17 protein-coding genes are annotated in these 24,076 nt (G+C 64.0%); 9 read left to right on the forward strand and 8 right to left on the reverse strand.

Annotation, left to right across the window (positions count from 1 at the left end):
• Window positions 1-17 precede the first annotated feature (17 nt).
• The 3 genes from J2R78_RS20960 to metG form a co-directional block, all read right to left on the reverse strand.
• Window positions 18-2,894, reverse strand: a complete 2,877-nt coding sequence (locus tag J2R78_RS20960; RefSeq protein ID WP_076827342.1) for an EAL domain-containing protein — start codon at window positions 2,892-2,894, stop codon at window positions 18-20.
• Between the two features lie 120 nt (window positions 2,895-3,014).
• Window positions 3,015-4,013: an NAD(P)H-quinone oxidoreductase gene (locus J2R78_RS20965; protein WP_057017706.1), complete on the reverse strand. Its 999-nt coding sequence runs from the start codon at window positions 4,011-4,013 to the stop codon at window positions 3,015-3,017.
• 69 nt (window positions 4,014-4,082) lie between these two features.
• On the reverse strand, window positions 4,083-5,762 hold the full coding sequence (gene metG, locus J2R78_RS20970) for a methionine--tRNA ligase (RefSeq protein ID WP_253606551.1): 1,680 nt from the start codon (window positions 5,760-5,762) through the stop codon (window positions 4,083-4,085).
• Window positions 5,763-6,035: 273 nt separating this feature from the next.
• Here metG and J2R78_RS20975 point away from each other — a divergent pair, with 273 nt between their 5' ends.
• Window positions 6,036-6,227, forward strand: a complete 192-nt coding sequence (locus J2R78_RS20975) for a DUF1192 domain-containing protein (RefSeq protein WP_016845225.1) — start codon at window positions 6,036-6,038, stop codon at window positions 6,225-6,227.
• Between the two features lie 574 nt (window positions 6,228-6,801).
• Window positions 6,802-7,314 (forward strand): DUF1465 family protein, encoded by a 513-nt coding sequence (locus J2R78_RS20980; RefSeq protein WP_028340279.1) that lies wholly within the window; start codon window positions 6,802-6,804, stop codon window positions 7,312-7,314.
• A gap of 16 nt (window positions 7,315-7,330) precedes the next feature.
• Here J2R78_RS20980 and J2R78_RS20985 read toward each other — a convergent pair whose 3' ends face one another.
• Entirely contained in the window at window positions 7,331-8,845 is a 1,515-nt protein-coding gene (locus J2R78_RS20985) for a PLP-dependent aminotransferase family protein (RefSeq protein WP_253606553.1), read from the reverse strand.
• Between the two features lie 108 nt (window positions 8,846-8,953).
• Here J2R78_RS20985 and J2R78_RS20990 point away from each other — a divergent pair, with 108 nt between their 5' ends.
• Window positions 8,954-9,580, forward strand: coding sequence for an FMN-binding negative transcriptional regulator (locus tag J2R78_RS20990; RefSeq protein ID WP_253606555.1), 627 nt, complete (start codon window positions 8,954-8,956; stop codon window positions 9,578-9,580).
• A gap of 14 nt (window positions 9,581-9,594) precedes the next feature.
• The gene (locus J2R78_RS20995; protein ID WP_253606557.1) at window positions 9,595-10,212 is read left to right on the forward strand and encodes a LysE family translocator; all 618 of its coding nucleotides are present in this window, start codon (window positions 9,595-9,597) and stop codon (window positions 10,210-10,212) included.
• A 79-nt stretch (window positions 10,213-10,291) separates the two neighbouring features.
• Here the strand turns inward: J2R78_RS20995 and J2R78_RS21000 are convergent, their stop codons facing one another.
• The gene (locus J2R78_RS21000; protein ID WP_253606559.1) at window positions 10,292-12,880 is read right to left on the reverse strand and encodes an MASE1 domain-containing protein; all 2,589 of its coding nucleotides are present in this window, start codon (window positions 12,878-12,880) and stop codon (window positions 10,292-10,294) included.
• Between the two features lie 1,062 nt (window positions 12,881-13,942).
• A complete protein-coding gene (locus J2R78_RS21005) occupies window positions 13,943-14,683 on the reverse strand; it encodes a phosphotransferase enzyme family protein (RefSeq protein ID WP_253606561.1) in 741 nt (246 codons plus the stop codon).
• Window positions 14,684-14,916: 233 nt separating this feature from the next.
• On the opposite strand from J2R78_RS21005, the gene J2R78_RS21010 reads away from it, so the two are divergent.
• Window positions 14,917-16,356: an IS1182 family transposase gene (locus J2R78_RS21010; protein WP_253606562.1), complete on the forward strand. Its 1,440-nt coding sequence runs from the start codon at window positions 14,917-14,919 to the stop codon at window positions 16,354-16,356.
• A 109-nt stretch (window positions 16,357-16,465) separates the two neighbouring features.
• On the opposite strand, the gene J2R78_RS21015 is transcribed toward J2R78_RS21010, so the two are convergent.
• Window positions 16,466-17,494 carry a hypothetical protein gene (locus tag J2R78_RS21015; RefSeq protein WP_253606564.1) on the reverse strand — a complete coding sequence of 343 codons (1,029 nt, stop codon included), beginning with the start codon at window positions 17,492-17,494 and terminating at the stop codon, window positions 16,466-16,468.
• A 410-nt stretch (window positions 17,495-17,904) separates the two neighbouring features.
• Between J2R78_RS21015 and J2R78_RS21020 the strand changes: the two genes are divergently transcribed.
• On the forward strand, window positions 17,905-19,344 hold the full coding sequence (locus J2R78_RS21020) for a DUF1254 domain-containing protein (protein ID WP_253606566.1): 1,440 nt from the start codon (window positions 17,905-17,907) through the stop codon (window positions 19,342-19,344).
• Between the two features lie 264 nt (window positions 19,345-19,608).
• Here J2R78_RS21020 and rpmE read toward each other — a convergent pair whose 3' ends face one another.
• Window positions 19,609-19,836 carry a 50S ribosomal protein L31 gene (rpmE, locus tag J2R78_RS21025; protein WP_016845230.1) on the reverse strand — a complete coding sequence of 76 codons (228 nt, stop codon included), beginning with the start codon at window positions 19,834-19,836 and terminating at the stop codon, window positions 19,609-19,611.
• A gap of 194 nt (window positions 19,837-20,030) precedes the next feature.
• Between rpmE and J2R78_RS21030 the strand changes: the two genes are divergently transcribed.
• From J2R78_RS21030 to J2R78_RS21040, 3 genes are all read left to right on the forward strand, one after another.
• Entirely contained in the window at window positions 20,031-21,887 is a 1,857-nt protein-coding gene (locus tag J2R78_RS21030; protein ID WP_253606568.1) for an ABC transporter ATP-binding protein/permease, read from the forward strand.
• A gap of 152 nt (window positions 21,888-22,039) precedes the next feature.
• Window positions 22,040-22,432, forward strand: coding sequence for a hypothetical protein (locus tag J2R78_RS21035; RefSeq protein WP_225646584.1), 393 nt, complete (start codon window positions 22,040-22,042; stop codon window positions 22,430-22,432).
• Window positions 22,433-22,585: 153 nt separating this feature from the next.
• The gene (locus J2R78_RS21040; protein ID WP_253606570.1) at window positions 22,586-24,076 is read left to right on the forward strand and encodes an amidohydrolase family protein; all 1,491 of its coding nucleotides are present in this window, start codon (window positions 22,586-22,588) and stop codon (window positions 24,074-24,076) included.

A 24,076-nucleotide genomic window follows, 5' to 3' on the forward strand; every position in this document is an offset into this window, starting at 1 on the left:
GGCCGGGACGACAAGAGTTAGCTCGCGGCTTCCAGCCGTTCCTCGGTGAGGAGCCGGGTCGCCGCATCCGCGTCCATCGGCTCGCCGAAGGCAAAGCCCTGGGCGTATTCGCAGCCGAGCTGGTAGAGCTCGACGGCATCCGAATCCGTCTCGGCGCCTTCCGCCACCACCTCCATCCCGAGATCGTGCGCCAGCGCGATGATCGATTTCAGGATCACCGGGCGGGTGCCGCGGCTGGTGGTGCGGACGAAGGATTGGTCGATCTTGATGGTGTCGAACGGGAAGCGCTGCAAATAGGATAGCGAGGAGTGGCCAGTGCCGAAATCGTCGAGTGACAGCCCGGTGCCGAGCTCGCGGATCCGCGCCAGCATCTGGGCGGCGTGCTCCGGGTTCTCCATGACCAGCGATTCCGTCAGCTCCAGCTTCAGCGTGCCACGCGCCACCGAGGAGCGCGACAGCACGGTGCGGATATCGTGGATCAGATCGTGGCGCAGCAGCTGCCGCGACGACACGTTGACCGAGGCGAAGATCGGCTCGCGGGCGCGCATCGCGCGCTGCCACACCGCGAGCTGGCGCGCGGTCTGGTCCATCACGAACATGCCGAGATCGACGATCAGGCCGGTCTCCTCGGCGACGTTGATGAACTCTGACGGTGACATCCGGCCGAGCTTGGGATGATCCCAGCGCGCCAGCGCCTCGAAGCCGGCGATCGCGCGATCCTCCAGCCGCACGATCGGCTGGTACAGGATCGTGATCTCCTGCCGCTCGATGGCGCGGCGCAGGTCGCTCTCCAGCGTCAGGCGGTCGGTCTTGCGCGCCCGCATCGCCGGCTTGTAGACGTCGATGCGGTCGCCGCCGATCCGCTTGGAATGATACATCGCAAGCTCGGCGTCCTTGATGATCTCGTCGGTCAGCGGTGCCGCCGGGTCGGACAGCGCAAGCCCGATCGAGGCGGTCAGGAAGATCTCGCGGTCGTTGAACGCGATCGGCGCGCGGATGGTCTTGCGGATGGTCTCGGCGAAATTGGTGATCCGTGCCGGGTCCTGCTCCGACAGCAGGATCAGGCCGAACTGGTCGCCGGCCATGCGGGCCAGCGTGTCCTGCGGCTTGAGGATGCGGGTCAGCCGCCGCGCCAGCGTCAGCAAAATGGAATCGCCGACCGCGATCCCGACGGAATCGTTGACCTGCTTGAAGCGGTCGAGGTCGATCACCATCAAGGTCGGCCGCAGGTTCGGCATGGTCTTGGCGAGATTCGCCACCGCGCCGAGGCGGTCCATGAACAGCCGGCGGTTCGGCAGGCCGGTCAGGTTGTCATGGACGGAGTCATGCAGCATCCGCTCTTCGGAGTTCTTGAACTCGGTGACATCAGTGAGGGTGCCGACCACGCGCGAGACCTCGCCGTCGGAGCCGACCACCGGCCGCGCTTTCAGCGCGAACCACATGAAGTGGCCGTCGGGCGTACGCAGCCGGAAATCCTGCACCAGGCGGCCGCGGCGCTGGTCGAGCACGCTGTCGAGCGCGGCGCGGAAGCGGTCCTGGTCGAGCGGGTGCAGCACCTCGAGCCATTTCGCCGCCGGGCCTTCAAGCGTGCCGCGCTTGAGGCCGAGCAGGGCTTCGGTCTCGGGGCTGGTGAACACCTTGTCGGCGGACACGTCCCAGTCCCAGATCAGATCGCCGGAGCCGGTCAGCGCCAGCGCCCGGCGCTCGACATCGGAGACGACGCCGGTGGTGGCGCCGCCGCCGGCGAAGGCATGCTGCATCACCGTGAATCCGATCAGCATCACGATCAGCACCAGGCCGCCCAGCAGCGCCGGGCCGACGATGTCGTTGGTGACGGAGCCTGCGACCGTCATGCCGGCCGCGACCACCCAGACCACCAGCAGGAACCAGGTCGGTATCAACAGCACCGCGCGGTCGAAGCCGTGGGTCGAGAGATAGACGATCAGCGCGAAGCCGGCGAAGGCGATCATCACCAGCGACATGCGCGCGATGCCGGAGGCGACCGCGGGGTCGAACAGCGCCAGCGCGACCAGCGAGCCGAGGAAGACCAGCCAGCCGATCGTGATGTGCGAGTAGCGGACGTGCCAGCGACTGAGATTGAGATATGCGAACAGGAACACCAGCAGCGTCGCCGCGAGGATCGCCTCGCCCGCCGCGCGCCAGACGCGCTCGGCGTTGTTCGACATGTCGAGCACCTTGCCCCAGAAGCCGAAGTCGACGCCGATATAGACCAGCACCGCCCAAGCCAGCGCCGCGGCGGCCGGGAACATGATACTTCCCTTGACCACAAACAAGATCGTGAGCACGAGGGCGAGCAGGCCCGAGATGCCGATCACGATGCCCTGGTACAGCGTGAACGAGTTGACCTTGTCCTTGTAGGCGTCGGGTTCCCACAGATACAGCTGCGGCAGCTTGTCCGTGCGCAGTTCCGCGACATAGGTGACGACGGCGCCGGGATCGAGCGTGATGCGGAACACGTCGGCGGTCGGGCTCTCCTGCCGCTCCGGACGATCGCCGACCGACGGCGTGATGGTGGCGATGCGCGACAGGCCGAGGTCGGGCCACAGCAGGCCGGACGACACGATGCGGTAGTGCGGCGCAACGATCAGGCGGTCGAGCTGGTCGTCGGTGTTGTTGGCGAGCGCGAACACCACCCAGTTCTGGCCGCCTTCGCGGGCGCGAACCTCGATGCGGCGCACGATGCCGTCGGTTCCGGGTGCGGTGGAGACCTGGATGCGGTCGGCTTCACTTCGCTGATGGTCGAGAACCGCCGTCAAATCGATCGCCGGCGCATCGCTGCGCACGCTGACCGCGTCGATCGCATACGCGGCAGGCGCGGCGGCAAACATCATGAGGCCCAGCGCGAGCAGCGCAAGGCACCTGATCAGACGCAATGTCAGTACTCCGCGATCGACAAACTGACCGGACCCGGCGACCGGCCCGGCGGTGGCGCGATAAATGACACGAAAGCGAAGGGAATCAAAGGGTTTCCGCCCCTGCTTCCGTCGCGAGGGTTAAACCGCCAACACAATTTTGCCAATATGTTCGCTGGTCTCCATGCGCCGGTGCGCGTCGGCGGCCTTTTCCAGCGGGAATGTGCTGTCCATCAGCGGTTTGACGCGGCCTTCGCGCAGCAAGGGCAGCACCTTTGCCTCGATCGCGGCGACCATCGCCGCCTTGTCCGCATTACTACGGGGGCGCAGGGTCGAGCCGGTGTGGTGCAGCCGCTTGACCATCAGCTTGGCGAAATTGGCCGTGGCCTTCGGTGTTCCCGACAGGAACGCGATCTGGACGATGCGGCCCTCGACCGCGGCGGCGTCATAGTTCCGGTCGATATAATCGCCGCCCACCATGTCGAGGATGACATTGGCGCCGTTGCCGCCGGTGGCCTTCTTCACCGCCTCGACGAAATCCTCGGTCTTGTAATTGACCGCGTGATCGGCGCCGAGCTTGAGGCAGGCATCGGCCTTGTCCTGCGAGCCGACGGTGACGATCACCTTGGCGCCGAACGCCTTGGCAAGCTGGATCGCCATCGTGCCGATGCCCGACGAGCCGCCGTGGATCAGCAGCGTCTCCCCGGCCTGGAGCGCGCCGCGCTCGAACACATTGTGCCACACCGTCATCAGCGTTTCCGGAATCGCGCCGGCTTCCTGCATCGACAGCGAGGGCGGCACGGTCATCGCCTGCGCGTCCTGCGCGATGCAATATTGCGCGTAGCCGCCGCCGGCGACCAGCGACATCACCTTGTCGCCGATCTTGTGCTTTGCGCCTTCGCCGAGCGCGACCACTTCGCCCGCGATTTCGAGGCCGGGCAGGTCGCTGGCGCCGGGCGGCGGCGGATAGGAGCCGGAGCGCTGCGCGACGTCGGGACGATTGACACCGGCGGCCGCGACCTTGACCAAAATCTCGCCGGCCTTCGGCACCGGCACCGCGCGGGTCTCCGGCACCAGCACCTCAGGGCCACCCGGCTTGCTGATGGCAACGACGGTCATTTGCGCGGGCAGATTTGGCATGGCTGGTCCCTGGTCAGTGGAGAGGATCGGCGGATGGCATACCGCCTTTTCCACCGAAGCGAAACGCCATTAAGCCCCGAACCGCGCCGTGAGCTGGCTGGCTCTCTCAGGCGTGATTTTCTCGACCAGCGGGCCGAGCCTTGCGACCGGCGTGCCCGCGCCACGATCGAGCAGCGGAACGAGTGGGCCAGTGGGCCAGCGCGGTACGGCATCGCTCTGACCGAGCGCGCCGAGCACGCGCGCCGCGAGGTGAGGCACGATGCTCCACGCCAGCGTGGCGCTGAGCGCGACAAGATTGAGCCCGGTGCGGGTGATGACTGCCGCGCGTGCCGGATCGGACTTGATCGCTGTCCAGGGTGCCGCGTGTTGCAGATAAGCGTTCGCGGTGTCCCAGATCGCGCGGGTCGTGGCCGCCGCTGCGCGAAATTCCAGCGCCGTGTGATGGCGGTGCAGCGCTGCGATGCGCTGCTCTAGTTCAAGCGCGAGTTGTCGCTCGGCATCGCCGGGAGCGCCACCATCCGGGATGCGGCCGTCGAAGGCGCGATGCGCGAAGCTGATGATGCGGTTGGCGAGATTGCCGAAGACATCGGCGAGATCCTTGTTCACGTCGGCGACGAATCTGGCGACGCCAAAATCGGTGTCGGCGCTATCCGGCGCGTTGGCGATCAGCCACCAGCGCCAGAGATCGGCAGGCAATTCCGCCAGCGCCGCATCGGTGAAGATGCCGCGCTTCCTGCTGGTCGAGAACTTGCCGCCCTCGTAATTCAGCCAGTGGAATCCCTTGATCACATCGGCGGTCTTCCACGGTTCACCCGAGCCGATCAGCGTCGCCGGAAAGCTCACGGTGTGGAACGGGATGTTGTCCTTGCCGAGAAACTGGATGTAGCTGACGTCATCGGCCTGCCACCACCATTGCCGCCAGTCGCGGCCTGGCGCGGCGTCGGCCCATTCCTGCGTCGCCGCGATGTAGCCGATCGGCGCGTCGAACCAGACATAGAACACCTTGCCGTCGAAGCCGTCGCGCGGCACCGCGATGCCCCAGGCGAGATCGCGCGTGATGCAGCGGTCGCGCAGCTCCGCATTGAGCCAGCCCTTCGCGGTCGACACCACGAAGGGTGGCCATCCGCTCCGGCTGTCGATCCATGCGTCGATCTTCTCGACTAGTTGCGACTGGCGCAGATAGAGATGACGGCTGTCGCGGATCTCGAGCGCGCGGTCGCCTGATAGTGCCGAGCGGGGATCGATGAGGTCCGGCGGGTCGAGCAGTGTGCCGCAATGGTCGCATTGATCGCCGCGCGCGCCAGCGTCGCCGCAATGCGGACAGGTGCCGAGCACATAACGGTCGGGCAGGAAGCGGCGGTCGGCCGGCGAGAACACCTGCCGCGAGGTGCGTGCTTCGATCAGCCCGGCGTCATCGAGCCGGCGATAGAAGTGCTGCGTCAGCGCATGGTTGTACGGCGAGCTGGTGCGGCCGAAATGATCGAAGGACAAGCCGAAGCGCCGGTAGATGTCGGCCTGGACGGCGTGCTGTGCGTCGCAGAACGCCCGGACATCCAGTCCGGCCTCGATGGCGCCGAGCTCGGCCGGTGTGCCGTGCTCGTCGGTCGCGCAGATGAAGAGCACGTCGCAGCCGGTCTGCCGGCGGAAGCGGGCGTGGACGTCGGCGGGCAGCAGCGAGCCGACGAGGTTGCCGAGATGCTTGACGCCGTTGACGTAGGGCAGCGCGCTGGTGATGAGAATCTTGGTCATGGGTTAAGGTCTTTCGCGTTCGGTGATGCCGACCCCGCAAGAATCAAAGCGGAAAATCAAAAAGCCCTCCCGCATGATCGGAAGGGCTTGGGGTCGGCTCATGCCTCGCGCGCAGGCGCGCAACTATCCCGTCCGGTCAGACTCCTTGCGGTCGGGCCGGGGCATTCGCGTCAGCTGTTGCGCGCACACGAAAGTCACTGCAAAATTCTCCTCTGGACGGATATCTATCATCGCTGGGCGCAGGGCGCCAGATCAGCATCGCGGGGAGGACACATGCCGATTGAGGATGAGGACCGGCCGCGGAAGAAAATCAGCCATGAGATCGGCCAGGATCTCTCGCTGCTGTCGGTCGAGGAGTTGACGGAGCGCATCGCGCTGCTCAACGCCGAAGTCGATCGCCTGAAAGAGGCGATGACGAAGAAGCGCGCGTCGAAGGATGCCGCCAACGCGTTCTTCAAGTCGTAGCTCGGCGATCTCATTGCTGTCGTGGCCCGGATGAAGCGCAGCGCAATCCGGGGCAGTGTTATCCGCGGATGGGCGTTTCCCGGATTTCGCTGCGCTCCATCCGGGCTACGCGGCTCCACCTCCCCTTGAAAAGGGGAGGTCGCTTTGCTCGCCAGAGCAAAGCGGGTGGGGATCAGCTCTCTCCACATACGCCGTCGCCTGCGGTTGACCCCCATCCCGACCTTCCCCCTTTCAGGGGGAAGGAGAAGAGGCCTGTCCCAAACTAGGTCAATGGCCGACATGGCAAACAAAGCCTGAAGAAATCCGTTCATTTACGATCGGTTAAGCTTTCTCGATTATGACTGCATTGTCCTCGTTTGGACACCGAGTGGCTCCTGTCCACTCTGTTTGACGCCTCCCTGTTATCAACTTCAAAGCCGCCGGAAACGGCGGCTCTTTTTTGTGCGTCCTATCGGCTGGAAACCATAAATCCGGTTGCGGCTGGACTCTTCGGCGCGCCCGCGCAATGATTTGTTCATCATAAGCTGGCGCGTCAGATGTCAGCGGGCGTTACGATGGTGTGAGGGCGTTAACCATGGCCGATCGTTCCCAGAGCGAAGCCGGGCTTGTGCTGTTCAGTGAACGGCTGACCAATTCAGCGGCATTCGGCGTGCTGTTCCGGGAAGGCATGGACCTGGTCGAGCAGACCGCCGCCTATCTCGACGGTGACGGACGTGCCGAAGCCAAGGCGCTCGAACGGTCCGTGAGCCTGACCTATGCCACCGAAAGCATGCGCCTGACCACGCGGCTGATGCAGCTCGCGTCCTGGCTGCTGCTGCATCGCGCGGTCAAGGAAGGCGAGATGACGCTGACCCAGGCCAATCGCGAAAAGACCAAGGTCAAGCTGTCGGCCGCCGATCCCGGCCCGGCCGACATGGTGACCAAGCTGCCCGAGCAATTGCAGCAGTTGATCGCCCGTTCGATGGATCTGCAGGCGCGCGTCCGCCGCCTCGACACCACGATCCACGCGCCGGCGCCGGATCGCTCCTCGATCGGCAACCCGCTGGTGCCGCAGCTCAACCGCCTCAAGGCCGCGTTCGAGCAGTAAAGTCCAAGCTGCAAAATCAGTGTGAGGCTTCAGTGCGGCGTGGCTTGATCCGCCGCTGCGACCTATGCTGATCCATCACGCGCCGCAGCCTTAGCGCCGTCGCCTCCAGCTCCTCAGGTTCGAACCCGCCGAAGCCGAGCATCAGGCCGGGGCGTGGTGCCGCCTGGTACATCGGCAAAATCGGCCGTACGACGATGCCGGCGGCAAGCGCTGATTTTGCCAGTTGCACATCGTCGAAGCGCTCTGGCAGCCACAGCAGCAGATGCATGCCCTGATCGCTCGGCTGCAGCGTGACGTCGTCAGGCATGTGGCGCGTCAGCGCCGCGATCAGCGTCGCACGCCGCGCGGCGTAGACGCCGCGAATGCGCCTGATATGCGCCTCGAACAGCCCCTCGCGCATATAGGCCGCCAGCACATGCTGGTCGGCGGTCGGCGAATGCCGGTCGAGCAGCGCCCGCGCGCCGGCGAAGGCGTCAATCAGCGGCAGGGGCGCCACGACGTAGCCGAGCCGCAGCGAGGGAAACAGAACCTTGCTCAGCGTGCCGAGATAAATCACCCGCGATGGGGCGAGGCCCTGCATCGACGGGAAGGGATGACCGGCATAGCGCAGCTCGCTGTCGTAATCGTCCTCGACGATCCAGGCATTGCTTCGCTGCGCCCACGCTACCAGCGCATTGCGGCGGGCCATGCTCATCGGCATGCCCAGCGGATATTGATGCGACGGCGTCACGAAGGCCGCGCGCGCATGCGGGCACGCGGCGACGGCGGCTTCGACGTCGATGCCCTGCGCATCGACGCCCACACGCGTCGTGACGAGATCGAGATCGTCGAGCACGGCGGTCATGCCGGGATAGGCGGGATCCTCGGCCCAGACGCGATCGCCTGACGACAGCAGCACGCGGCCGGCGAGATAGAGGCCTTGCTGGGTGCCGGCCGTGATCACGACCTGCTCGGGCTCGCAATGCACCGCGCGGGATTTGCGCACATAGTCGGCGATCGCCTGCCGCAGCTCCATCAAGCCGCGCGGATCGCCATAGCTCGCAGGCGCCGCCGCGCGCGATGCGCGTACGCGGTTGCCGAGGCGGCGCCAATGGTCGTCGGGCGCGACCGCGCCGCCGGGGACCGCGATTGCAAACGGGACTTCCGGCATCGGCATGAAGGCTGCCGCCACCTTGGCAAGCCACGCCGCGCGCGGCGGCAACTGAATCGGCGCCGATTTGCTCGGTTTGCGATCGACCATGACGGGCCGCGCCTGCTCGGCAAGCGTCGGCGCGACGCGGGTGCCAGCACCGACCTGCGATTCCAGATAGCCCTCGGCCAGCAGCTGCTCGAAAGCTTCCGTGACCGTGCCGCGCGCGACGCCGAGCGAGGCCGACAGCGCGCGCGTCGACGGCAGAAAATCCCCGGCCTTCAGTTCGCCGCTCGCAATCGCGGCGCGCAGGGCCTGCGCGATCTGGCGCCCGGCCTGTCCGGCGGCGCGGTCGACGGCCCGGAGCGAAGGGATGCTGATCGTGGCGCGCAGGCGGGGCATAGTGGACCAATCAAGATGATCGAAAGTGGCTCTTACCATAGGCCACTTCGGCGCTATGGTGGAGCAGCAATTGATGAGGCCTGCCAAAGGTCTGCCGAGAGGTTCGCAATGTACCTGCCGCCGCATTTCAAGATCGATGAGCTCGGTCCGATCCACGCCGCGATGCGGGCCTCAAAGCTCGCGACGCTGGTCACCGCAACCGCCGATGGCCTGATCGGCACGCCGCTGCCGCTGATCCTCAATGAGAACGAGGGCGACTACGGCACGCTGTACGGTCACGTCGCGCGGCCCAATCCGCAGTGGAGGCTGCCGGCGGTCGGCGAGGCGATGGCGATCTTCATGGGGCCCAGCGCCTATGTGACGCCGTCCTGGTACGCGACCAAGGCCGAGCACGGCAAGGTGGTGCCGACCTGGAATTACGTCGCCGTCCACGCCTATGGCGCGGCCGAGTTCTTTGAGGATGCCGAGCGCCTGCTCGACGTCGTGACCCGGCTGACCGAGCTGCACGAGACTTCGCGCCAGGAGGTCTGGCAGGTCAGCGATGCGCCTGACGATTTCATCAAGGCGCAGCTGCGCGGCATCGTCGGCTTCCGGATGCCGATCACGCGGATCGACGCCAAGAAGAAGATGAGCCAGAACCGCAAGCTTGAGGATCGCGCCGGCGTCATGGCGGGGCTCGGCGCCAGCGACAATCCGGTCGACCGCGAGGTCGCGGCGATGATCCCTGGGAACTGAGACGAACGCGCCCGATGGAATTGTACCTTGCCTTCGCGATCACGACCGCAACCTTCGCGCTGATCCCGGGTCCCGCTATGCTGTACGCCGCGGCCCGCACTTTAGCGGGCGGCAGGCGCGCGGGGCTGATGGCCTCGCTCGGGCTGCACCTCGGCGGCTATATCCATGTCGTCGCCGCGGCGGCCGGCCTCGCTCTGCTGTTTCACGCGGTGCCGCCGCTGTTTATGGCGATGAAGCTTGCCGGTGCGGCCTATCTGGTCTGGCTCGGGCTCTCGCTGTTCCGCGACCGCGACAACGCAAAGCGCCCCACGCTTGCGCCGCTCTCCGCGGAGCGCGCCTTCGCGCAAAGCATCGTCGTCGAGGTGCTCAATCCGAAGACGGCAATCTTCTTCCTGGCGTTCCTGCCGCAATTCGTCGATGCGTCGGCCGGCCTGCCGGTCTGGGTCCAGCTGCTTCTGCTCGGCACAACGGTCAATCTGACCTTCTCGGCGGTCGACATCGTCTGCGTGTTCTTCGCCAGCGCCGTGATGTCGAAGCTGCAGCGCTCGAAGCGGTCGCAGCGCGTCATGCAGCGGATCGGCGGTAGCATCCTGGTCGCGCTCGGCGCGCGGCTGGCTTTCCAGGATCGCTAGCAGCAGTCATGTCCATCAGCGGCGATGGTCAACGCTTCGTCAAGCTGCGCGACGAGGCGCTTCTGCATGGCGCGACCGGTCAATTTCTGCGCACGGCTTCGGTCGTGCTTGAAGTCATGGGTGTGCCGGATGATCGCGTTGGTCGCGGCGGCGCAAGATCGTGGATAAAATCTCTCAGTGCGTCGGTATCGAATGGCTTGCGGAGTATTTTTAGACTTGGCGGAGCCGCTTTTGCGGCATCGCTGTAGCCGGTTGTAAGGGCTATCGGCAAACCGGGGTATCGCGACCTGACTTCTCTCGCGAGCCCGACGCCATCGATGGTCCCGGGCATGACGATATCGCTGAAGACGAGATCGATCTTTGTACCGGCTTCGAGCAATTTCAGCGCCGCTTCGGCCGAATCTCGATATATCGTGTCATAGCCCAGATGTTCGAACAGCGAGGAAGTCACATCCGCCACTTCGGGGCTGTCGTCGACAACGAGAACCGTCTGCCGCTGCGGCTGCCTTGCTCTTGTTCTGGCAGCGGCTAGCTCTTTGCTGGTGATTTGCTCGTCCGCGCAGGACGGCAGGTAGATTGTAATCGTCGTTCCCTGTCCAACCTTGCTGTCCGCCGTCACCGTTCCGCCGGCCTGATGCGCGAAACCATAGACTTGCGACAAGCCGAGCCCGGTACCCTTGCCGACCTCCTTGGTCGTGAAGAACGGATCGAACATCTTGGACAGCAGGTTTGGCGGAATGCCGGTGCCGCTATCGCCAAGCGCGATCGCAAAGAAAGCCTTTGCGCGGCGATCGCCGCCGGTTTCCTGGTTCGCGGTCACCGCATGCACGGATAAGGTGAACGTGCCGCCGCTTGGCATTGCATCGCGCGCATTAACGGCGATGTTGACGATCGCAAGTTCCAGCTCGGCGAGGTCCACCTTGACCGACGCTACACCCTCGCCGACGTTCTCATTGTACACGATGTTTCCGCGCAGCGAGCTCTCGATCATGGTCCGCATGTTCTTGATGGACGCATTCAGATCGACGACCGTCGGGCTGAGATGCTGATGACGAGAGAATGTCAACAATTGGCGTGTGAGGCTTTCGCCGCGTTTGGCCGCGGTCTGTATGGCTTCAATTGCCTTGGGCAGTTTTGGATCAAGCAGGCGTGTGAAGATCTGGGCACTCCCTCCGATGATCATCAATAGATTGTTGAAGTCGTGTGCAATCCCGCCGGTCAGCTTGCCGATTGCCTCCATTTTCTGCGACATCGCGAGCTGTTCGCGTGCCTGAACCAGCTTCTCCTCCGCGTCGCGTCGCTCGGTTGCGTCCCGCAGAATACTGATGAAGCCGATCAGATTTCCTGAGTCATCATGGCTCGACGAGACCGAGCCCGTGATGAAGAACGGCGTACCATTCTTTCTGATGCGCCAACCCTCTACGTCGTACTTGCCTCTTTCGATTGCCGTCTCCAGCGCGTGTGTCGGCGAACCCGCGCGGCGTTCATCCGGCCGATAGAATATTCCAAAATGCTTGCCGATGATTTCTTCCGAGGTGTAGCCGATGATCTTTTGAGCGGTGCTATTCCAACTCGTAACGTGTCCTTCTCGATCAAGCGCAAAAATCGCATAGTCGACGACGCCTTCGATGAGGGTCTGGAAGTGCCGTCTGATGCTGTCGAGCGCCAAGGCGTTCCGTTCAAGTTGACCGTTCAACTGGTCCTGCACGGAAAGCAGATGGGCTTCCGTGGTCTGACGCGTGGCAATTGCCGCTGCCAGGGCAAGAGAGGGCGCCGATACGCTGATCGAAAGCACGAGCAGTGACAACAATGCTCCGTTCGGATCCGTTTTCGGAAACGGATCATTACCGAACGCGAACCCCCAGACTGCCATTCCGGTGAAAATGAGCGCAGCCGTAGCCGCGGTGCATCGATTGCCGCGCAGGCCAGCCCAGATCAACGGGAGCAAAGCCAGAAAGCCCAGCAGGCTGCGATGCGGCAACGCAACGTTGAGATCGTCGCTGACGAGGTCACTGCCGATGAGCGGGCTATAGGCCACGATCCCAATGAGACCAGCGAGGGCGATAACTGCGATCGATTCCAACAGATCCCACCTGGAGGAAATCCGTAAGGGCATCATCGCCCAGAGCACGATGACCGGAGCAATCACCAGGGTCGCGGCTGCGTCGGCAAGCCACCAGGTCAGCCCGGCGGCGACGGAATCGGGAAAGCTCGGTTCGTTGACGAAGATGGATCCGGCCAGGGCGGTGAATGAACTGATCATCGCGGTCGGCGCAAAGGAGATGCCTGCAAACTTTGCGACACCGGATGGTGTGGCAAACGTCTGGCAACCGTTCGACCAGCGTCCGATCAGCCATGTCCCGGCCAGTGCAGCAAGGAGGGTGCCGATCCCGGCGGCGACAAGCTCCAGGAGCGATCGGTCGGTCATCAGGTAAGGCGCGACGGCGCCCAGCAGGATCGCGGGCCAGATCCGGTAGCCACGCAGCAGCATCAGCGCGAGCGCAACCCCGGTTGGCGGCCACAGCGGTGTCGCGGTCGGATTGATAGCGGGAAGGAAATGTGCGGAGGCCGCAAGGCTCCCGTAGATCGCGGTGACGATAAAAACTTCGACCGAGTAGGTCACAGCGCTCCGAGCATCGCCAAAAGCGAAAATCCCGGCCTTATCCAACCTTGCCCGTTCCATCACAAGCCTTTGCGGTGGGCACCTCAAGAATGCGGTAGGGAACGACCTGGCACCCTGTCCCATGTCACCCGAAGGAGGGGGATCGTATTTTCTCCAAGTCGATGACCCTGCCAAACACTCAACGCAGTTTTGACCAAAGCATGGCCGCTGGATCGAGAGTAGGGGGCGCCAGCAACTTCTGAACAAGAGACCATGGGGCAGAACCGCTGACCTAACGGCGTGGGCCTGCAAAATCGATCCGATGCCACCGCGTGTCGGTGTCGCTTAAGTAACCGCTTCGGGTCAAAAGGCGAATATCGGCAAGAGCCGTTCGAGCTCAGCTTTGGGCCGGGAGCAGACGCCGGAACGGTGTGAGCGGTCGGCGTTCTCTCGCCGCCATGTCGACGTCGATCGTGAGACACTGGGAGATTTATCTTCAACCCTAGGTAGCCAAACTCGGGCTGTATGGTACCGTGCCCTCGTCGGGACGGCATTTCCGTCCCGGATTTGGGAGGGCTATGTCATGAGATTGCCGTCGAGCCTTGTCGCGCCTTCAGCCGTCGCCGTGTTGTCAACTGTCTGGCTGTGCGGCCCGGCAGCGTCGCAAACAGACCCAGCCAAGCCGCTTCCTTCCATCACGGTCGAGGCGCCGAAGCCGGTGGCAAGGCCAAATCGTCCGACACAGGTGGTGACCACGGGGGCACCTCACCGGAGATCGAGAACCACGCAAACGTCATCGTCAACCGCTCGAGCGCCGTCGCCAGATTCAGTGCTGGGCAGGATTGCCGCGCTGGAGAAAGTCGCCAGCAATTGCAACGGTGGCTGCGAATCGAGCCTCCCGCATGGCAAGGATCCTTGGGTCGGGTGTAGCGAGTCAGGGGGCGGACCAACATACGGACCGTTCTCGTCGACGTGCCGAGACAACCTCACCTACAAATCCTACGTCGATTGCGTCGAGACCAAATGGTTCCTGGGCGAGTACCGAAACAGGGCCTGGTGGCTTTGCAGCAGCCTGCAGGCCGCGGGGAAGTTTAAGGTCGCCGAACTCAAGCGACCGAAGCGTCCGCGCTAGACCGCTCGAATGTCGGCAAGCCGCTTGATTGCGTACGCGTCGTCCCAGCAGACGGCGGCCTCCCACGCAGCCGACGCTTGCGCGGCGATGTCGTGCGCGGCGCCGTCGAGACCGGCGGCGTTGTGGGGCAGCACCAGGTCAAGATCGGGGACGTCGACATGCGACTCGTCCCAGTCGATCAGCGCGACCCGATCTGCGGTCACGCGGATGTTGCGCGGGTTGGGGTCGCCGTGGACGACGCAGGTCTGACGTCCGACGAGCCGCGCCCACGCGGCCCGGCATCGGGCAACGCCCTCAGGCGGCATCGCGGCGAGGTCGATCTTCGTCCCGGTTTCGGCGTGCAGGAGGTCGGTCGACGATCGCCAGCCCGGACGCTGCGGCCAGCGCGCCGTCAACCGATGCAGCCGGCGGAGCGTGTCGGCTGCGCGACGCCAGTCGGCCTCAGTCTCGGGCGGTTCGCCCTCCACATACGTCATCACCACCAGACCGTCCGCGAACAAACGGCCGTCTATCGTCGGGATCGGCACCGGCACGGTCAGACCCTCACGATCGAGGTATTGGAGGAGCGCGGTCTCCCAAGCGAGATCAGCGTCGCTCCTCGTACCGAGACGACCGACCGCGTGGTGCCCCTGGACGCGCACGCTCCACACGTCGTTCGCGACTCCGCCAGTGAGCGGTTCGATGCGAGTTACGCCTTCACCCCACTGCCGGAGTGCCTCCCATCCCGCTGACGACATCAAAGGCATTCCTCATCGCGTTGGCCGGCAAAAGACATTAAGCGGACGTCACCTGGCCCAAACACGGCGCGGCATGATGTCTCCGTTTGACCCGAAGCGGATGTTCATTCGGGAAAGTGGTCGCAGGTCACGCCAGCGTCGAAGTGATGGAGTAACAAGGCGGCTATTGACCCTGGCTGTGTGAAAACGCTGGGCTTCTGTTATGATTCTCCTGTGATTCTTTGGGGGAATCGATGAGGCGCTTCGTTGAAGAGGCGGATCGTGGACAGCGGTCGCTGTTGCCCGAATGCCTCGATGACTTCATTGACGAGAGCAACCCTGTTCGCGTGATCGACGTATTTGTCGATGCGCTCGGTTTGGCTGAGATGGGCTTTGAGGGTGTGGAGCCGGCGGCCACCGGTCGGCCGTCGTACCATCCCTCGGTGCTCCTGAAGCTTTACATTTACGGTTATCTGAACCGGGTACAGTCGAGCCGGCGGCTGGAACGAGAGGCCGGGCGCAACGTCGAGGTGATGTGGCTGCTGGGTCGGCTCGCTCCCGATCACAAGACGATTGCGGACTTCCGCAAGGACAACGGCCTGGCGCTGCGCAGGGTATGTGCGCGCTTCGTCGAACTCTGCCGAGAGATGGGTCTGCTGGCGACGGCGAGCGTCGCCATCGATGGCAGCAAGTTCAAGGCCGTGAACAACCGGGACAGGAACTTCACGCGCGCGAAGATGGAGCGACGGCGTGCTCAGTTGGAGGAGAGCGTCGCGCGCTATCTGAGCCAACTTGACACGGCCGACCGCCAGGAGCCGACCGAGGCCCTGGCCACGAAGGTGACGAGGCTTACCGAGAAGCTGACGAAACTGAAGGAGGAAATGGGCAAGCTTGCCGTCTACGAGAAGCAGGTGCTTGCGTCACCCGACCAGCAAATCTCCCTGACCGACCCCGACAGCCGCTCGATGGCGACGAGCGGGCGCGGCTCTGGTGTTGTCGGCTACAACGTACAGGTCGCCGTAGACACCGAACACCATCTGATTGTGACGCACGAGGTGACGAACAGCGGCTCGGATCGGGCACAACTTGCCAATATGGCCAAGCGGGCGAAGGCTGTTCTGAAGACTGAGACGCTCGAAGCTGTAGCCGATCGCGGCTACTTCAACAGCCCAGAGATCCTTGCGTGCCACGAAGCGGGCATCACGGTAACTCTGCCCAAACCGCTAACGTCCGGCGCTAAGGCAGACGGACGCTTCGGTAAACAGGACTTTGCCTATTTGCCAGAGGAGGACGTCTATCGCTGCCCGGCCGGGGAGCGGCTATCATATCGCTATACGAATGAAGAAGACAGCAAGGTGCTGCGGCGCTACTGGACCACGGCCTGTCAAAGCTGTTCGCTCAAGACCCAATGCACGCCTGGGTCAGAACGGCGGATTACGCGATGGGAGCATGAGCATCTGCTCGAGGCTGTGCAGCAGCGCCTTGATGCAAGCCCGCACGCCATGCGTCAGCGCCGCGAAACTGTCGAGCATCCGTTCGGCACCATGAAGGCCCGCATGGGAGCGACACACTTCCTCACCAAAACGCTTCCGAAAGTGGCGGCCGAAATGGCGCTCTCCGTCCTGGCCTACAATCTGACACGGGTCATGAACATCGTCGGGATCAAGCCGCTGATGGCTGCGATCGCGGCATGACACCAATCCAGTCCCGACTGCCTCGGGACTGGCGTTTTTACACGACCAAGACCCAAAGGCGACATTCAACGCCTGGATTCATTTCCAGCTTCTGTCTGATCGTCGGATGCTAGCCGGGAAAGTCGCGGAACTCCTTGACGAGATTGAACGGAATTTTCCACCCGGCGCCTCCGCCCCGCATCAGCATCTTGATGTCTTCCGCCCTGTTTTCTTTTCCGGTTTTCGGATCGGTCTCCAGCGTGTGGCCTTGGCTGTCCCAAGGTTTGCTCGCGCTCTTCGAGTAGTAGCCGAGAAAATGCCCGGCTTCATGGGCCGACGTGTTAGGCCCGCGTTGCGAGCAGATGAAGGCAAGGTCCAACGATCGAGCAAATGAGCCATTGGGGAAGGAGCCATTGGACAAAAGCTTATCGACGCAGAAAATGGTTAGATGGGCGCCCTGAACTTTGTGTTTGACGAAGAAGCTCTTCAATTTTTCGACCTCGATCACATCGGGAAAAGTCGCCAAGCTCGCATCCTTCATGCCAGTGGCACTGGCGAGCTCCTGTTTGACGGCAGCCTGCGAGTCGTCGATGACCAGCCAGTCGCTTGGCACTCGCTCGAAACGGATGTTGGCCTGCGGCCTCCATATATTGTTCATCGTCAGCAATTCATCTTGCTCGTTGCAAGGCTTCTTGGCGTGAAACGCCGGAGCGCCGCCGCTCCCTGGAACCATGACATTGCGGAACGCCACCTTGATCTTGATTTCTGGCAGCACGGCGACATGGAGCTTGGCTTCGATCTTCCGGCCGGCCGACCGAGCCACCACCTCGAGGCCGGGAAAGCCAATCGGCTTGATCCGGCCACTGATTTCGAAAAACCGTGCATCGCCATTGAAGGTGGCGGGAAGTGACGCCGCCCTGAGCTGCGGATCGACATCGGGTTCGGAGAGGGTGTCTCTGGCTTGCATGACGCGTCTAAGGGTGTCGGCGCCATCGATCTCCCTGATCCCGAGCGCATGGGGGTTAGGATCGACTTTGAGCTTTCTTCCGGGGTCGATCAGCGCCACGATATTGGAGCCCCCGAACGGCACCACCATGCCCGGCGGGCTGCGGCGCTCGTCGATGCCGGAGCGGCGGAAAACCTCTTGAAAGGCGGCCATGTCTGGTTCTCCTGTCCTGGTTCGGTCCGTCGACGCGAAATTTTGCGCGCGGAAATGAGAGCCTGCTTCTGCGGCGGCGGGAGCACAATCTGGCCGGCCGCCGCGGCGGGATGCAGAAAATTTCGGCGGCGAAGTTTCATGGCCAGTCCCTCCACAACAATCGGACACGGACGGCATCAGGCGTAGCCTACTCCGTTTTCCGGAGAACGCGGAAGGCCAATCAAGCTCCGCTCATGGCCCAAAGCAATTCGAACTTGCCGATATTCGCCTTTGACCCAAATCGGACGTCGTTGATCTGAATCAATCGGCTTTCATCTGCGCGATGTTGGATGAATTTGCTTCGGCTGCTCAGCGGAGCCGATTACCGGCGCCGACCATCGCATCGGACAAAAAGCAAAGAGGTGGAATTCATGAACGTGATCAATCGACGTTCTCTTCTCGCCGTTACCCTCGCCATATCGACGTGCCTCACAGCGACCGCACCGGCAAACGCCCAATCCGTATCGCCCACGCAAGCCCAGCAAATCGCCGTCGATGCTTACGTCTACGGTTATTCGTTGATTACGACGGAAGTAACCCGCGTGCAGATGAGCAACGTGCCCAAGGTCGAGGGCTTCACAAGTCCCACCGGTCAGTTCGTCAACGTTCCTCGCTATCCGCCTGCGGACTATCGTGGTATTTCCGCGCCCAATGCCGATACGCTGTATTCCGTTGCCTGGCTCGACCTAACCGAGCCGCAGGTATTCAGTCATCCGGATATGGGCGATCGCTTCTATCTCTTTGAGATCACCGATCTGTGGATGTCGGATTCCGAGCACTCGCCGAGCAAGCGGACGGCCGGCGGCAAGGCCGCCAACTACCTCTTCACCGGCCCGGGCTGGAAGGGCGAGGTGCCGGCGGATATGAAGCATTTCCCGATGGCGACGCGCAACATGGTCATTCTCGGTCGCACCTATGCAGACGGCACCGAGGCTGACTACAAGACCGTCAACGCGCTGCAGGCGCAATACAAGATCACGCCGCTTTCGTCGTGGGGCAAGCCATACACACCGGTCGCGCCCCCGGTGAATCCCAATCCGGGCTTCAGCATGACCGACAAGCCGCAGACGGTCATTCTCGCCATGGGAACGCAGGGGTACTTCAATCTGATGGCCAAGCTCATGGCTTCCACGGCACCTGCCGCCGCGGCAGATGCACCGATGCTCGCAAGCATGGCGAAGATCGGCATCGTGCCCGGCAAGCCGTTCGAGATGGGCAAGCTCGATCCGGCAGTACAGGAAGCGCTGAAAGACATCCCCAATATCGCTCTGAAAAAAATCGAGGCCAACAAGGACAACCTGGGTGGGATCGTCGACGGCTGGTCGATCACGAAGGGTCTCGGCACCTACGGTCCCTCGGATTACATGAAGCGCGCAGTGGTGGCGGCCTTCGGTTGGCCCGCAAATCAGGAGCGTGATGCGGTCTATCCGAATACCGAGAAGGACTCGACAGGACAGAAGCTGAGCGGTGCAAACAAATACACATTGACGTTTGCAAAAGATGCGACACCACCCGTCAACGGCTTCTGGTCGTTCACCATGTACATGATCGATCAGGGCTGGTGGTTCGTTCCCAATCCGCTGAACAGGTTCACCGTCAGCATGCGCGACAATCCGAAGTTCAATCCGGACGGCTCGCTGACCCTCTACTTCCAGAACGAGTCGCCGGGTACTGACAAGGAGTCGAACTGGCTGCCGGCGCCCAAGGGCGATTTTGTCCTGATGCTGCGAATGTACTGGCCCAAGGACACTGCCCCTTCGATCATCGACGGAAGCTGGAAAGTGCCGCAAGTGGTCAAGGTTGGCCCATAGCCACGAATAGGCGATTGCCTTGCGCACGAAATGACTCCGGTCGGCGGGAAGCTGCGTGCGTCAGCAAAGCTCGGACAGATCATGTCGCGAGAGCGCGGATGTGTGACTCACTGGCCGTGCCGCAAACTCGCCGTCGTCTCGGCGAAGGCCGGGACCCATAGTGCCTGTTCGGCCCGCCAATCCGCAGCGGACCGCAATAAACAAAAACGCCCCCGAGACGGGGGCGTTTTGCGTGTGGTCGCCGGGGCGATCCCGAAGCGGACTTTAGTCCTTCTTGAGAAAGCCCGAAAATTTCTTCTGGAAGCGCGAGACGCGGCCGCCGCGATCCATCAGCTGCTGGGTGCCGCCGGTCCAGGCCGGGTGCGACTTGGGGTCGATGTCGAGGTTCAGCGTGTCGCCTTCCTTGCCCCAGGTCGAGCGGGTCAGGTACTCGGTGCCGTCGGTCATGACGACCTTAATCGTATGATAATTCGGATGAATATCGGCTTTCATGACAGTTCCTTCGGCGCGCCGGCGCCCGTCTCAAGATGTCTGGAATACGGGATTTGCGCGGGTCTATAACCCATGGAGCCCGCCAAAACAAGCCAAGAAAGGGCCTAAGCCCATCACCGGATTGGGACTTTACCGGATTTGCCAGCCGGGGGTCGGCGGGCCTATGTGGGGGGCGATAGAACCGGTCTAGATTGATGAGCGTAGCCGAACAGCTTGAGACCCCGCGCGGCGCCCCGCAGCCCCCGCGCGACGCGTTGCTCGATGAGGAAGCCTTCATCGAGAGCCAGATCACGGAGCCGGCGAAGAGCCGTGCCCGGTTGCGGCCGTTGCTTGCGCTCGCGCCCTATGTGGCGCGCTACAAGGGCCGGGCGATCCTCGCGCTGATCTCGCTGACGATCGCCGCGATCACCACGCTGATCGTGCCGGTCGCGGTGCGGCGGATGATCGACATGGGCTTCACGCCCGAAGGCATCGCGATGATCAACAGCTATTTCAGCGTGATGATCGCGGTCGTCGCGGTGCTCGCCTGCGCCAGCGCCTCGCGCTATTACCTCGTGATGACGATCGGCGAACGCATCGTCGCCGATCTCCGGCGCGACGTGTTCGCGCATCTGATCTCGCTGTCGCCCTCGTTCTTCGATTCCGCACGATCAGGCGAATTGGTGTCGCGGCTCACCGCCGACACCACGCAGATCAAGTCCGCGGTCGGCGCGTCGGTGTCGATCGCGCTGCGCAATCTGATGCTGTTCTTCGGCGCCGCCGCGATGATGGTGATCACCAGCCCGCGGCTGTCCGGCTTCGTGCTGCTCGCGATCCCGATCATCGTGATTCCGCTGGTGGCGTTCGGCCGCTGGGTGCGACGGCTGTCGCGCACCGCCCAGGATACGCTGGCCGATGCCAGTGCCTATGCCTCCGAGCTGGTCAATGCGATCCGCACCGTGCAGGCCTATACCGGCGAACGGCTCGCCAGGACGCGCTTTGCCGGCGAGGTCGAGCAGGCCTATCAAGCCGCGCGCAGCTCGACCAAGGCGCGCGCGGTGCTGACGCTGATCGTCATCTTCATCGTGTTCGCCAGCGTCGTCGTGATCCTCTGGGTCGGCTCGCACGATGTGCTGGTCGGAACCATCAGTCCGGGCCGGCTCGGCCAGTTCATTCTCTATACGGCGTTCGCCGCGAGCGGCCTCGGCCAGCTCAGCGAGGTCTGGGGCGAGGTCTCGGCCGCATCGGGCGCCGCCGAGCGGCTGTTCGAGATCTTGCGCGTCAGGCCGCAGATCGCGGCGCCCGCGTCGCCGCGCGCGCTGCCGCAGCCGGCGCGCGGCGATGTCGGCTTCGACAATGTCAGCTTCGCCTATCCGACCCGGCCCAACGCGCTTGCGGTCGATGAAGTGTCGCTCTCGGTCCGGTCAGGTGAGAAGGTCGCGATCGTCGGCCCGTCCGGCGCCGGCAAGAGCACGCTGTTCCATCTGCTGCTGCGCTTCTACGATCCGAAATCGGGCACCATCTCGCTCGACGGCGTGCCGATCCGGCAGGTCGATCCGGCCGAGGTGCGCGCGCGCATCGCGCTGGTGCCGCAGGATTCCGTGGTGTTCGCCGCCAGCGCCCGCGAGAACATCCGGTTCGGCCGGCCCGATGCGAGCGACGCCGAGGTCGAGCGTGCCGCCGATCTCGCCCATGCCAGCGAATTCCTGCGCCGCCTGCCCGAAGGCTTCGACGCCCAGCTTGGCGAGCGTGGCGTGACGCTGTCAGGCGGCCAGCGCCAGCGCATCGCGATCGCGCGCGCGATCCTGCGCGATGCGCCGCTGCTGCTGCTCGACGAGGCGACCTCGGCGCTCGACGCCGAGAGCGAGACGCTGGTGCAGACCGCGCTGGAGGAGTTGATGCGCCACCGCACCACGCTGGTGATCGCGCATCGGCTGGCGACCGTTCTGTCCTGCGACCGCATCCTGGTGATGGACCAGGGCAGGATCGTCGAGCAGGGCACCCACGCCGAACTGGTCGCCGCGGGCGGACTCTACGCCCGGCTGGCCCGGCTGCAGTTCGAGGGGATCTGAGCGAATTGGGCCTCGGCGCGCTCCGCCTATGCGATTCCTATGCAATCGGGCGCGCGCTCCCCTCGAAAACCTATTCCCGCGCAAGGATATTCGCGCCGCGCCCTACCTCCCTCGACAGCCGAAGGAAGTCAGGCGCGCGGGGTGTTCGACTGATGCGCGAGAATGCGACCGAACCGGAGAGCAAGCTGCTCCGTGCCTGGCAGCTTGCCGTGCTGCGCTTCGCAGTGACGCTCGACGACGACGATCGGATGCACGCGCTCGGTGTGGCCGGCGAGGTCGACCGGCTGGGCGGCGCGGCCGATGACGCCTTCCACTTCTTCCGCAGGACGACCGCGGAGCTGTGCGCGGCGATCTCCGGTCAGGGCGCGGATCAGGATGCCGTCATCCGGCGGTTCCTGGCGCAGATCGACAATGTCAGGCTCAAGCGTGCGGTCGAAGCGGCGATAGCCAGGGACCGCACGCCGCCGAAACTCGTGGCGAGCCGCGTGAAGCCCGGCGCCGATCTCTGGCGCGGGCTGCCGTCGCGGCGTGCAACCGGAACGTAGGAAGGGCCTCACTCTGCAATCGCCATCACGGCGCGGCGGATATTCCGTCACAGCATGTCGCCACAACCCTGGCCGGCTTGCTGCGATCAGTGCGATGCGCTTCTCTGTGCTCGACAGGAGACCGGTCGGTTTCGGAATGCGGGGAGTGGCGAGATGGGTGGCTTGGTGATCAGCGGCGGCCGGGTGGTGGATCCGGCCAGCGGGATGGACGCGATCGGCGATGTCGCCGTCGTCGACGGCAAGATCGCCGCGGTCGGCACCGGCCTCGGCGGTTCCGAACGGCAGATCGACGCGACCGGGCTCGTGGTGGCGCCGGGCTTCATCGACCTGCACGCGCATGGCCAGACCATTCCAGCCGACCGCATGCAGGCGTTCGACGGGGTGACGACCTCGCTCGACCTCGAGGCCGGCGTGTTGCCGGTCGCGTCCTGGTACAAGCGCCAGGCCGAGAAGGGCAGGGTGCTGAACTACGGCGCCGCCGCCAACTGGGCCTTCGCGCGCATCGGTGCGATGACCGGCTCGAATTCGGAGAGCTCGCTGGAATCGTTTGGTGCCGCGATGCGCGATCGCCGCTGGATCGAAAACGTCGCGACCGAAGGCGAGGTCGGCGGCATCCTGGAGCGCCTCGCCAACGGACTGAACGAGGGCGGCATCGGCATCGGCATTCTCAACGCCTATGCGCCGGGCGCCGGCGTGCAGGAATTGACCGCGGTGTGCCAGCTCGCGGCGGATCATGCGGTGCCGACCTTTACCCACGTCGCCTACATGTCGCGGATCGATCCCGAGAGCGCGGCCGAGGCCTATATCCGCCTGATCGGCTACGCGGGCGCCACCGGCGCGCATATGCACATCTGCCACTTCAACTCGTCGAGCAAGACCGATATCGAACGCTGTGTTGGGCTGATCGCGAAAGCGCAGGCGCAGGGCCTGCCGATCACGGTGGAGGCCTATCCCTACGGCACCGGCTCGACCGTGCTGGCGGCGACCTTCTTCAGCGATCCGAAATTCGAGGAGCGCAACGGCCTCGGTTATGATTCGGTGCAGCGCGTGACCGACGGTCACCGTTTCGGCAGTCGCGAGGAGCTGCTGGCGGCACAGGCCGAAGAGCCCTCGACCTTGGTACTGTGGCATGTGCTCGACATCGAGAACAACGCGCATCATCGCGATCTGCTCGACATGGCGGTGCTGTATCCGGGCGGCGCAATCGCCTCCGACGCGATGCCGTGGACGCTGTCGGACGGCCGTCCCTACAGCGGCGACGCCTGGCCGCTGCCGGACGATGCCACCTCGCATCCGCGCTCGGCGGGCTGCTTCACCCGCTTCATCCGCGAATGGGTGCGCGAGCGCAAGAAGGTGTCGCTGCTCGAGGGCATCCGCAAATGCGCGCTGATCCCGGCCGAGATCCTGTCGGCGAGCACGCCGGCGATGCGGGCCAAGGGCCGGCTGCAGGTCGGCGCCGACGCCGATGTCGTGGTGTTCGACTACGAGACGTTGAGCGATCGCGCGACCTTCTCCGCGATGAATCGTCCGGCGGAGGGCGTGCGGCATCTCGTGGTCAGCGGCCAGCCGCTGATCAGCGATGGTGTGCTCGATGTCGCGGCGCGTCCCGGCCGGCCGGTGCGCCGGCCCGTCACCGGAGGCTAA

Origin of the sequence: Bradyrhizobium sp. USDA 4538, assembly GCF_024171045.1 — a bacterium.
Taxonomy (GTDB): domain Bacteria; phylum Pseudomonadota; class Alphaproteobacteria; order Rhizobiales; family Xanthobacteraceae; genus Bradyrhizobium; species Bradyrhizobium australafricanum.